This window comes from Ignavibacteriales bacterium, from assembly GCA_026390575.1.
GTDB lineage: Bacteria > Bacteroidota > Ignavibacteria > UBA10030 > UBA10030 > Fen-1298.
In genome coordinates this window covers 288,349-300,365 of sequence record JAPLFR010000015.1, presented here as the reverse complement: position 1 = coordinate 300,365, position 12,017 = coordinate 288,349, and the positions used below count along the sequence as shown (strand labels likewise).

Genomic DNA, 12,017 nt, shown 5'->3' with positions numbered 1-12,017 from the left:
CAAAAATCAGAAAGCCCTCCTTATCGAAGGGCTTTTTCATTTTGGTCTGCTTATTCTCTTCCGCTGTCCGCTCTGGGTATTCTGTCATCTGTACCTTTACCTCATACCTTGTTACTTTCTACTTTTTATTTGATTCTACAATTTCCTTCTTCCGTTTTAAAATTTGGCTTGCTTTCCATTGTTCCAACACGAACCATTGCGGTGAATTAGAAGATTGAATGTAATACTTGTTTAATGCTTTGTCGAACGAGAAGCGAAGTTGAACTCCAGCATACGCTATCATTGCCGTCACTTTTGGCGACACAGTGCTGTCAATAAAATCATCCGCTTGAAGATGGGAGAGCGAAGAGACAATACCTTCTACCACAGACTGCTGTGCCTTATCTTTTCCGGCAAACCATGCACTGTCACTCAACGTTATGGTAAATGCCGTGTCACCGTACTGGTACCGTATTTCCTTAATGTTTTCTTTCGGTGTTGTCAAGATCGTTTTATCGCGCCAATCTTTTACCTGACGATTGAACATATAACTCGATGCACCTTCAACGAGGAATACATCGTTAGAGTTCAGTTTGCGCGCGTACGATTCTGAATAACTTGCAGCCATCTTACCGAGAATGAACGCCGCCTTCTCAATACCTTTTTCGTACAGTGTCACTTGCGTTCCGGTTTGATCAACTTGAAATACGGATTGCTTTTCCGGTTTATTGGAAATAATACTTTTCACCTCAAGATTTTTTATCTGGTGAATGAGTTGGCCGATATTTGCTTGATCGGCTTTATAATTAATCGGTTGAGCAACAAACCACTCGGCACCGCGCTTTTCCAGCACAAGGGCAGAAGCTGACGTCTTAATTTCAACTTTATCCACCAAAAGTGAATCAACCGTGAACAGCAGTCCCGTGCTGGCTGAATCTGCGCTGCGTTCTCCGGGTTTTTGCAGAACAAGATATGCGATGATGAAGAGGCAAACGAATAGGCCGACGAGAATATATATGTTCTTTTTCATTTTAATCTACCTTCTACACTTTTCAAATCTCAAGTCTATACCTGAGCTTCAAAGGAACGTTTCAGTGCCACACGCCGTCTCCACCGCAATAAACCATACGCGATAACGAGTAATGGCGGTACAAGCAAGTCGCCATACTTCAACAGTTTTTTTGTTCCATCTGAAATTTGCTCAAGGGGAGGCTGTGCAACATTCTTTGAACGAATCGTAATCAAGCCGGCATCATCTGCAAGATAATCTATGATGTTGATAAAGAACGTCAGATTGCCGCGGCTGCTCGCGAAGTCATCCCTCATGAAATCGCCATCACCTACTACCACGATACGCGTTTCCGGACTCTTCGTCGCTTGCGGAACAAGGGTGCTGCTCGCTCCGCCTTTCGCGGAGAAATAACTCTTGAATGATCCGCTCACGACTGCTGCCATGGGAATATTTGATTCTGACAACTCATCCTGTGTATAACGATGGAGCGGATCAATCATCAAGAAACCTGTTTGTCTGCCGCTATGTTTGGAGGAACGCAAGAGCACTTCCGCCTTCAATCCTTTGTTCACCGCCAAACTTGTGTCGAGCGAACTTACAAAGTAAAGAATCAATCCCTGCAAATCTTTGACAATAGGATTTGAGCGATCCACATTTGCTACATTCGGCAGATAGGGGAATGGAATCTGACTCTGCATCTGAAACTGTCCCTGCTGCTGCATCACGGTCACATTGGCGCACTGAGCATCACGGACTAAATCACTGTTGATACGGATGCCGTAATTCTCCAGCATATCTTCCAGCCCAAGCTCAACCGGCTGCGTGTAACGCTGCTGGAGCGACGCATTCACTTTGTTCAGCAGGAACGCGACCTTACCGCCGCGCATGAGATATTGATCGATTTGATATTTTGCTGTGTCTGAAAATTTTGTCTGCGGTGCAATAACCAGCAGTGCTGCTAAATCCTGGGGAACCGTTGCGGTGTTTGAACTGAGGTCAACTGGGACCACTTCGTATTGCGCGCTCACCTCTTGATTTGCTTTTTGCATGCTCTTCAGTTCCGGTTCTTGATGTCCGATAGTATAGCCGATGCGCTTCTTCGCTTGCATCGTCAGACGTTTGATGGCAGCGCTGATGTCATATTCCAACGAACCAAGATTTTGCACAACCGGCAGTAATTCCTTTTTGTCTTCGTACATCAGAACGAGACCGAGGAACGCGCGCTTCACTTCAAATTTATCTTCCTTCACGATCTGCACTTCGACCGGAGGAATACCTGCTTGCTGCGCTTCGCGTTCATTTTTCTCTCCTTCCGGATTGATGAACTCAAAATGCAGATTGCCTTTGGCGTATGCTTTGTACTCATTCAAAATGTCGAGCACTTGCCGCCTGTTATTATTGTACGGAGACGGCAAATCTTCTGTGAAGTACGCTTTCACTGTAATACGATCATCAAGATTGCGCACAAGATTTTTGCTCGCATCCGAGAGCGTATAAACGCCTGCCTTCGTGAGATCTAACCGGCTGAACAGCCGCACAGAAATGAAATTCAAGAGAATGAGGATGCCTAACACCAACAACACCCGGAACATAGTTTGAGCTTTTTTTGTATTCATAGTCATCAATGCAAAATGGATAAATTCAAAATGAAAAAGTCAATAATTCTGGAAATACATATTTCTCACATCGACCATCGAACATTACACGATAGAACATTCCCTTCACCACTTTCTTCGTTCTAGAGAGATCACTGAAAGATAGAGCGTGAAGCCGAGCACGGAGCCGAAGTACACAATATCCCGCGAGTCGATGACGCCGCGTGCAATATTGGAAAAGTGAAAATCAATACCAAGATATTCGACCACGCTTGTCATAAAATCCGGTACGAAAATGAGCACCTTATCCATCATATAGAATACAAACATCAGCAGCAGACCGACAATGAACGCAACTATTTGATTCTCCGTTAAACTCGAAGCCAGCAGACCGATCGCCACATAGACACCCGCCATAAATAGTAAGCCAAGGTAGCCGCCAATAACAGGGCCGTTGTCGATGTCGCCGAGAAAGACGACCGTGATATAATAGATGAGCGTAGGGAGAAGTGCAAAACCGATGAGCGCCCATGCAGCAAGAAACTTACCTGCAACTATTTCCCAATCGTGCAGCGGTTTGGTTGTCAGCAATTCGATGGTGCCAGCCTTTTTTTCCTCCGCCAGGAGGCGCATGGTTACCGCAGGAACCACAAACAGAAATACAAGCGGGATCAATTCAAACATCATGCGGAGCGATGCCACGTTGATAAGAAACATGCTGCTCGTGTACATCCAGCCGACAATGGCGAGGAACACGACAATGACGACATATGCTACTGCCGAGTTGAAATAGGAACGCAATTCTTTTTTAAAGATTGTTCCCACATTGGAAAGCTTGCCGAGATGCGTTGGTAATTCTTTGATGTCAAATTTCATAAATGATTTCCCAGATTACACAGATTGAACGCAGATTACTAATTTCGCTGATAATTTTTTCACTCTTCATTAGTCACTGATCACTCTTCGCTGTATATTGCCGGCTGCTTGCTCCACTCCTGACACCTCAGATACTTTATACTCAACTACTCTGAAGTCGTTAGTTTATGGAAGACTTCTTCCAGACTCGTCGCCTTACGCGACATTTCCATCAATACCCATCCTTCAGATACTGCACGCCTGAAAATTTGTTCGCGAATGTCAAATCCTTTTTCTGTGAGAATGGAGAACTTGTGCACATCGCCTTCCTGCCCGACATACTCTACCGACTCTACATGCAAGATTTCTTTGAACTTTGGATACATCGCCGTCATTGCATTTGTCGTGTTGGCTTTTAATTCCAATGAAATCTTTTCGGAGCCGCGGAAATCTTGCTGCAATTGCTCCAGCGTCCCATCGGCAACGATTGTTCCTTCATTAATGATGATGACGCGGTCGCAGGTTGCCTGTACTTCTGAAAGTATATGCGTGGAAAGCACAACTGTTTTTGCGCGGCCAAGCTGGCGGATAAGATTACGTATCTCCACAATTTGATTCGGGTCAAGACCGCTGGTCGGCTCATCAAGAATGAGCACCTCGGGATCGTGAATCATCGCCTGCGCAAGTCCCACACGCTGGCGAAATCCTTTCGACAACTCGCCGATGTCTTTGTGCCTCACATCGGCAATGCCGCACACATCGATCATTTCCTTCAACCGGCTTCTCAACAGAGCATCTTTCAATCCATGCAGGCGTGCGGAGTAGTCTAAATATTCCACAACATTCATATCAAAGTAGAGTGGATTCATCTCAGGCAGGTACCCGATTTTTTTCCGCACGTCAAACGAATGTTCGGCGATATCCAAACCTTCCACTTCAACCTTACCGGATGTAGGCGGCATGTAACAGGTGATGATTTTCATCGTCGTGGTTTTGCCGGCACCATTGGGACCAAGAAAGCCAAGAATTTCGCCTGTTTTCACATCGAACGAAATATCGTTCACCGCTTTTTCGGTGCCGTAGAGTTTTGTCAAATTTCGAACTGCAATAGCCATAGGTTTCTTACAAGTTAGTGAATGTTCGCCTTTCAGAGCGGAACAATTTTATGAAAAATGAACCACATTTCCAAGCACTGATTTACAAATTCGTAACGGACTTCCGCATGAACCATTGCAGAGAAGTCAAATGCACGAATGATGGTAGACGCAGCATGGGTTCCCAATGTTCCAACATTGAGAACAGATTTTTAGCATTTTTTTTTATTGGCTGACTCGATGCAAAATTCACTTTATCGTACTTTCGCTTCGCGAAATCCTTTAATAAATCGTGCATACTCTGTTACGTCTATTACTGTTATCATACCAATGCCGTATTTAGCCCGATTTTATTACAGGTGTCTTGCTTTGTATTTACAGAAGGAAGCAGCAGCGGGCTCTTTTTACTTGTTGAATTTGAATTATGAACGCCGTAATAGGTGTAGAAGGTTCATTAATCGTTTTATATACGTAGGAATAATTCTTTGACGAGAGAAGTTGACCTTCGGTATAGGATTGAGTACAATACCGTCAGAAAATTTCCCGCAGAAATCAAATTCACGATCAACAAAGGAGAGAAAGCCATGAAACGGCTCTTCGTTTACCTTGCAGTTATCGTATGTTCATTTGGATGCCAGGATAAAATTGTTGAGTATAACTACGATAGCGAAAAAATCTATCACAATGATTTACTCCATGGTGATTTGCTCGGCCGTGTTCTGCAAAAGGAGAGCAGTGCTATGGCGATTGTTTCCCAGCTCAGCCCGGTGGATTCGATAGCAATCAATCCTGTGGATGGATCTTTTACGTTCCGTGATCTTCGCGCCGGAAATTACACACTCACGATCCGCACAGACCAATACCGGATTTACGAGCGTCAGAATGTTGTTATCACGGGTGGTGCGATCATGTATCTGGGGGATGTCGATCTTTCAAAAGTGCCGGAATTGGTCTCAACCTATTACCCGAATGATAAAGACGAGATTGTCTATGACTGGCGCTATGGCCGCATCTCGATTTCCATTACCTTTACCCAGCCTATGGATCGGGCAAGTGTTGAACAGGCGTTTTCAACGTTACCGGCAACGGATGGTGTTTTCGTTTGGGGTCAGTATACTTGGGCGCCGTATACGACTATGTATGCGGACAATGCATCGGGCGTTCGCTCTGAGAAAGGGGCTACGATTACTACCTACAGCAAGGTGTCCTCGTTTACATATGTGATCGCAAAAAAGGATTGCTTCGCCGACACAAATTACTCGGTTACCCTGTCAACCGCGGCAAAAGATACCGCGGGCAATCATGTACGATTCCCCTTAACATTTAATTTTAGAACTGTTCAATCTTATACAACGATTTATGGGATTCAATCAACGCCTATGTATGGTGACGAGGAAGTAGATCCTCTCTCCAATTCGGGTATCCGAATTACCTTCCCTCGAAGAATGGAACCAACATCAACCGAATCTGCAACCATTGTCTCTCCGAATATGAATAAATTATTCCTCTGGCCGGAAGAGAATGTTCTCCTGATCTATCCCGGCGGGCCATTCCTGACAGATACAACTATATCCGTGCATATCGGCGGCAATGCACTTGACAAGGACGGTATTGCGTTAGGAAAAGATTACGACATGTGGTTCCGGACCGCTGCCTTTGCAATAACCAATGTCAGTCCGCAGAATGCGCAGCTCTTTGTATCACCAACTCAGACAATTAGTATAACCTTCAATAGTTATGTAAAGCTAGCGTCAGTACAGTCACAATCCGCAATCCAGATATCTCCACCAGTAGCGGGGAGTTTTTCATATTACAACCCATACTCCTCGTACGATTATCCTCAAACGATAATATTTACGCCTTCATCAGGAATGGCGAGTAATACAAAGTACACTGTCACTGTTTCAACAAATGTCCGGGATATGTACGATGTACCATTGAAAAAACCGTATGTGTTTTCATTTGTCACACGACCATAACTATGAATACCTGTCTCTACGTACATCACGATATTCGGCGGCAGAAAGAGAAAATATATGATATATAAATTGGCGGTGGTATGTGTGGCATGCTTATTATACTATCCTGTATCTCAAGCAAGTGACACGACTGTGGCGATTCAAGGAGGGTATGCAAGAACCCTCGCGTTAGGCGGTGGTCCCGCAAATTACTTTCTTAACGATTATACGGATTTGTATATCAATCCAGCATATATCGAGCAATACTCCAATCTTGTTTCTGTTGAGTTGGGTACGGGATTCGCCAGCGGCTCCGGTTTTTCATCGACCAACCAATTTTATGGAGTGAGTTTTGCACTTGAAAACGTCACATTGGGACTGACTGTTGGAAAACGCGAGGGTCCTATGTTTTCGGAGAACTCCTATGGATATCAAACCGGCGGATACTATTCTGCGTGTGACTACATGAAATCTGCCCTCGATTCATACTTGCAAAATATTCTTGTTCAATCTTCCAGTGAACCGTTAACGCCGCTCCAGCTCATCGCCGGGTTTACACTTGGTCATGCGTCAATCGGGATCGCTCTCTATGAATCCAGCTGGAGCAGAGATGACGATGGAACAGGAACTGTTTCTCAGGGGAGAAAATGTTCTGCCGCTCTCAGCCAGTACGGAATCAAAGCCGGTGTACTCTATCCTCTCAACGAAACTACTACACTCGATCTTGCCGGATGTTTTCGATTGAACAGTGCTTCCTCCGACTATTCAGATAATAACACAAATGCTCCGGTTGTGGAATCTTCGTTTTCTGCGACAGGATATGAATTGTCTCTCGTCGGAAGAGTATTCTATAAGATTTCACCGAGACTCTCGATTGTTCCAATAGCCCGGACAGAATATTTTTTCTATGAGCCGGAAGTAACCAGCAAGCCGCAGTCTAATTATTTGCTGCCGCTGCCGAATAGTTATTCAAAATGGGAATGTGAACTCGGGGCAGGGCTTCAATCTCGATGGGAAAACGGACTGGCGGTGATGGGGTTAAGTATTCAATATATTACTCTCAAGAATGATGTAGCAAGCTACAATGGAATAATTCACCAAACAACAAGGTATACGCGATCATGGTTTGACCTTCCCAAGATCAATGCCGGAGTTGAATTTGCGGCTGCAAAGTGGTTATTGATACGTGCAGGTTTCTTTAAACGGATTTCCATGCAACGAACACGAATAGAACCACCTTCCCCCCTGCCGTCCATCGAATCCAACATTACCGTGGAACCGGGATTTGTGCCATCGTTTGGACTTTCATCATCGAAACAAGCAGTTTCTCTCGGAGTTGGCATCGTCATCAACCAATTTGTACTCAACGGATATTTGGCAGAGCAAATCCTGGGAAAAGGGATATATCTGTTGAGCGGAATACAGCAAAATATTTTTGGTGTTGTCTCTCTGAATTATCATTTTTGATTGGATAACGATTGCTGCGATATTCTCGAAACGCTTGGATTGACATCAGCAAATTTTCAGTGATTGGCTATTCTTACATAGATTATTATTAAAAAGTTAGATTCCCGATTGAAACATTCGGGAATGACAAAGGTGGCTCATTGGTTTTCTACTCATCGGCTCCTGCCTTCTCTTAAGAGCTTTTTCTTTGTGTCTCAGATGGCTTTTATCTACATTTGATTAAATACTTCGCCATTGTAGATGCCAAATAAACAGAAACGATATCAAGCAACTCCACCGAAGAAAACAATACCCCGCATAAAGTATTTTATAATTACCGCACTTGGTCTGTTCGCATTACTCGCAGCGGTTTATCTTCTTACGAGAGATAAATTCTTCGGAACGAAGAATGAATCTCCGTCCATTGTTCAACACGCACCACCGCAAGGATCTCGTACTCCCGATCTCCTTCATCGTACAATACAGCGCGCCTATGCGATTGACATCCTCTTCCATCAAGTGTATAATGCGGAATGGGAAGGAGCGTACGGTGCTATCGGAGATGCCCATCTTTATGCTGCGACCGGCGATCAAAATCTGCTGGCGCTCTACACCGACACATACCGGCTTCTCGATATGAAGAATGGAACATGGGTGGACGACCGTGCTTGGGTCTGTTTAGCAGAAATGTACTGGTGGGATATGTCCGGGAGGAAGAATATTCAATGGGTGGATGATGCAAAAAAAAGATATTTAGAAGCGAAACGCGAAGGACGGCTTTCCAATCACGAGGGCTTTTGGAGCTGGTATAATTATACTCCCGGCGCACAAGGCAATTTTAGAATATTCACAAACAGCAATATGAACCAAATGGCGGCCGTGGCATGCTGGCTCTTTGAAGCAACACACGAGCGGCAATTTTTTACGGATGCTATGCTGGTATGGAACGGCGATGCGAAGTACCCGGGAGTGGAGAAAAAATTTTATCGCGGTCATGGAATATGGAAAGGGGACGAAGGAAAGGCAGCATTCGGCAGGCAGTTTCCTTGGGAAGGTGCAGGCATGTGCTCAATCGGGGCGGCAATGTTCCGGATGACCGGCGATAAAAAATATAAAGAGATCGCCGCAGCAACAGCACATCGCATTATGGATCCGGCGAACGGCTGGGTCGATTCGCAGGATTTTTATCAACTGCGGATGGATGGAAACGGCGCTTTCGTTCATTTCATATTAGATGCGTATCAAATTGCTCCGGACCGTCTTCCCGATATTCCGTACAAAATTGAAAAGATGCTGGAACACGTATGGACAAACCATCACGGCAATGCATTGATCACGCTCCATCGCCCGATAGACGACGGCATCAGAAACGGATGGAATCCGAGTGGCGGTGAAGATGGTTACAAGGTGAATGAAGTTGGGACGGTACACGCGCAATCAGAAGCAGTGCGCGCGTTTGGTGTGTTCGCGTATGTATTACATGAGATGAAAGGAACTCCGCGGAAATAGCAGAAAAATAAATAACCAGGAACAAGCAGCAAATTGTGATGGCGCTCAATGGCGATCTATTATTCCTTGACAAAGTCGATGGTCTACTGTAAATTTATATCGAGTGGTTGATTTCGGGAGCACGGGAGTTACAACAGAACCACTACATCTCTAAAAAGGCAATACTAAGGAAAATAGTTTCGCACGTTATTAACAATTCGTGCATATTGAAGGCAAAAGACTAGTTCAATCAACCCCATCATCGCATATCCTGAACTCTGAGAGGAAGATAAGCATTATCGAAACATTGTGCGTTATTGGTTTGATTGTTTGTTATAAACAGTTCAATAAAGCGGCAAATATTCATCGTCTCTATTAAGGAGAAATCCTATGAAACTCATTCAACATACTTCCATATACATGAGAGAATTAACGATGACTATGTTCAAAGTGTACCTCCCGTTCTTCATACTTTTTGTGTTTGTCTCATGCAAGGATAATTCAACTCAGCCGACGGAGACAGAAAATCCAGTTGTTGCCGTTGTATCACCTGCGAATGGATCAGAGATAAAAGCTGATACTGTCTATAAAATTATTGTTGATGCTACAGATAGTAAAGGCATCACAAAAGTAGAGTTTTATATTGATGGACAATTTGCAGGTGTTGATCGTTCTTCACCTTATGAATACGATTGGAACACAACGGGCTTAAGCGGAGAACATACTGTTATGGCAAAAGGAACCGATCAGAATGGCCAAAGCGGTTCTTCGTCAGTGGTCAACATAAAAATCAAGGTTATCACAAACAATGCACCTACTGTACCTGCCAATCCGTTTCCAACAGATAATGCAAATTCAGTTTCCTCCCCAATTAATCTTAGTTGGTCATGCAACGATCCCGACGGAGATACATTAATATATGATGTCTATCGTGGAACGGTTAATCCGCCAACAACAATTGTCGCAACCCAAGAATCTAGTACCTATATCATTCAAAATGATTTGGTAGTAAATGCTACCTATTATTGGAAAATAGTAGCGAGAGATAAGAAAGGCGCAATAACAAGCGGTCCAATATGGCGGTTCACAACAACAGCGACATTTTCCTATGTATCGATAGCCGGCGGCACTTTTACTGCTCGGACAACTCCAATCACTATTAGCAGTTTCAAGATGGATAAATACGAAGTGACATATGGGTTATGGACAGATGTGAGAAATTGGGCATTAACTCATGGCTACACGAACACTGATATTCCTGCAGGAAATAATGGAAACAACGGCACAATACATCATCCCGTTACTCAGGTGAACTGGTATGAGGTTGTGAAGTGGTGTAATGCCCGATCAGAAAAAGAAGGATTGACACCAGTCTATTATACGGACAGCACACAGACAACTGTGTATCGCACTGGTGAAATTTCAATTAATAGTAGTGCGGTAAAATGGACCGCAAACGGGTATCGGTTGCCGACAGAAACGGAATGGGAGTTTGCCGCGCGAGGAGGAATCTACTCTCATAATTATTCCTACAGCGGCAGTAACACTATCGGAGAAGTGGCTTGGTATAACTTAAATTCTTTAGGCACTACTCAGCCTGTTGGACAATTAAAAGCAAATGAACTCGGTCTATTTGATATGAGCGGTAATGTTTATGAACTGTGCTGGGATTGGCTGGTTGATAATACATATCCAGTAGGTGGAGCGATTGATCCTAAAGGACCTTCGACACCAGGATCACAAATCGAGATGCGAATCGTGCGAGGTGGTTGTTACAGTGCTGATAAGAGTTATTGTGAAGTGGGCCAACACTTCGGCGGTTTCGCTCCAACAGTTCGGTATAGCACCGATACTGGCTTTCGATGTGTACAAAAATAACATTTACAGTAATCCAAAATTTTTTACATCTATTCAGCGCCGCAGTCCGATCCTGCCAAGCGTGATCGCGATCGAATCCCGATATGTATTATCGGGACGGACTTAGCCGCCGGTCCGTTAGGCGTTGCTGACAAATGATTCGTTAATATTAAAAGGAGGATAAAATGATTCGTCGAACCGTAGTTCTGTTTATTGGATCTATCTTCTGGATAATTCCCAGTATTTCCCAAACGAAGTCGCCTCAAAACAATCACGAGATATTTTTAACAGTGCAAAATACAGTTCAAAATTTTCTCGAAGGAAAATCTGACAATCAAGTATTAATGATTGTCTCTGATAGCCTTTTTTCAGAAACTACACCGAGTAAAGTTGACTTGCAGAAAACCTATGAAGGCTGTCACTTCTTTTTTTTCAAATTAGTTGTCTCTGCTGAGGCAAATACAGCTGTGATGGCTCTAAAAACTACTACCGTGGCAAACGATGTGCGGTTTCATACTTTTGCGTTAATGAAGAACAAAGATGGCGTTTGGGGAATTACAAGTTGGCATTCGAGCCATTAACAACTGCAACGCCTAACCAGGATCAAGCTGACGGTTGCCAGCCCGCCAAAAGGTGAAGCATGGCGGGCAGGCTGGATACGTTAAGTCCCGCTGTACGGGATGCCGTAAAGCGGCACATGGCTCGCATAGGTTTCGTTCTTAATAATTTCTTT

9 protein-coding genes are annotated in these 12,017 nt (G+C 44.1%); 5 read left to right on the top strand and 4 right to left on the bottom strand.

Going from position 1 to position 12,017, the window contains the following annotated elements; translation table 11 throughout:
- Positions 1–118: 118 nt before the first annotated feature.
- The 4 genes from NTX44_12580 to NTX44_12565 all read right to left on the bottom strand — a co-directional run bounded on the left by NTX44_12580 (position 119) and on the right by NTX44_12565 (position 4,556).
- Positions 119–1,009: a DUF4340 domain-containing protein gene (locus NTX44_12580; GenBank protein MCX6122437.1), complete on the bottom strand. Its 891-nt coding sequence runs from the start codon at positions 1,007–1,009 to the stop codon at positions 119–121.
- Positions 1,010–1,044: 35 nt separating this feature from the next.
- The gene (locus tag NTX44_12575) at positions 1,045–2,607 is read right to left on the bottom strand and encodes a GldG family protein (protein MCX6122436.1); all 1,563 of its coding nucleotides are present in this window, start codon (positions 2,605–2,607) and stop codon (positions 1,045–1,047) included.
- Positions 2,608–2,712: 105 nt separating this feature from the next.
- Positions 2,713–3,462: an ABC transporter permease gene (locus NTX44_12570; protein ID MCX6122435.1), complete on the bottom strand. Its 750-nt coding sequence runs from the start codon at positions 3,460–3,462 to the stop codon at positions 2,713–2,715.
- Positions 3,463–3,608: 146 nt separating this feature from the next.
- Positions 3,609–4,556 carry an ATP-binding cassette domain-containing protein gene (locus tag NTX44_12565; GenBank protein ID MCX6122434.1) on the bottom strand — a complete coding sequence of 316 codons (948 nt, stop codon included), beginning with the start codon at positions 4,554–4,556 and terminating at the stop codon, positions 3,609–3,611.
- Between the two features lie 563 nt (positions 4,557–5,119).
- Between NTX44_12565 and NTX44_12560 the strand changes: the two genes are divergently transcribed.
- The 5 genes from NTX44_12560 to NTX44_12540 all read left to right on the top strand — a co-directional run bounded on the left by NTX44_12560 (position 5,120) and on the right by NTX44_12540 (position 11,865).
- The gene (locus NTX44_12560; GenBank protein MCX6122433.1) at positions 5,120–6,514 is read left to right on the top strand and encodes an Ig-like domain-containing protein; all 1,395 of its coding nucleotides are present in this window, start codon (positions 5,120–5,122) and stop codon (positions 6,512–6,514) included.
- A gap of 57 nt (positions 6,515–6,571) precedes the next feature.
- On the top strand, positions 6,572–7,960 hold the full coding sequence (locus tag NTX44_12555) for a hypothetical protein (GenBank protein ID MCX6122432.1): 1,389 nt from the start codon (positions 6,572–6,574) through the stop codon (positions 7,958–7,960).
- A gap of 240 nt (positions 7,961–8,200) precedes the next feature.
- Positions 8,201–9,448 carry a hypothetical protein gene (locus NTX44_12550; protein MCX6122431.1) on the top strand — a complete coding sequence of 416 codons (1,248 nt, stop codon included), beginning with the start codon at positions 8,201–8,203 and terminating at the stop codon, positions 9,446–9,448.
- Between the two features lie 369 nt (positions 9,449–9,817).
- Entirely contained in the window at positions 9,818–11,305 is a 1,488-nt protein-coding gene (locus NTX44_12545; GenBank protein MCX6122430.1) for an SUMF1/EgtB/PvdO family nonheme iron enzyme, read from the top strand.
- 164 nt (positions 11,306–11,469) lie between these two features.
- Positions 11,470–11,865: a hypothetical protein gene (locus tag NTX44_12540; GenBank protein ID MCX6122429.1), complete on the top strand. Its 396-nt coding sequence runs from the start codon at positions 11,470–11,472 to the stop codon at positions 11,863–11,865.
- Positions 11,866–12,017 lie beyond the last annotated feature (152 nt).

Excerpts from the sequence above, each read along its gene's own strand:
- NTX44_12540 (MCX6122429.1), top strand. The coding sequence starts at position 11,470 with ATGATTCGTCGAACCGTAGTTCTGTTTATTGGATCTATCTTCTGGATA.
- NTX44_12555 (MCX6122432.1), top strand. The coding sequence starts at position 6,572 with ATGATATATAAATTGGCGGTGGTATGTGTGGCATGCTTATTATACTAT.
- NTX44_12580 (MCX6122437.1), bottom strand. The coding sequence starts at position 1,009 with ATGAAAAAGAACATATATATTCTCGTCGGCCTATTCGTTTGCCTCTTC.
- NTX44_12570 (MCX6122435.1), bottom strand. The coding sequence starts at position 3,462 with ATGAAATTTGACATCAAAGAATTACCAACGCATCTCGGCAAGCTTTCC.
- NTX44_12575 (MCX6122436.1), bottom strand. The coding sequence starts at position 2,607 with ATGAATACAAAAAAAGCTCAAACTATGTTCCGGGTGTTGTTGGTGTTA.
- NTX44_12560 (MCX6122433.1), top strand. The coding sequence starts at position 5,120 with ATGAAACGGCTCTTCGTTTACCTTGCAGTTATCGTATGTTCATTTGGA.
- NTX44_12565 (MCX6122434.1), bottom strand. The coding sequence starts at position 4,556 with ATGGCTATTGCAGTTCGAAATTTGACAAAACTCTACGGCACCGAAAAA.
- NTX44_12550 (MCX6122431.1), top strand. The coding sequence starts at position 8,201 with ATGCCAAATAAACAGAAACGATATCAAGCAACTCCACCGAAGAAAACA.
- NTX44_12545 (MCX6122430.1), top strand. The coding sequence starts at position 9,818 with ATGAAACTCATTCAACATACTTCCATATACATGAGAGAATTAACGATG.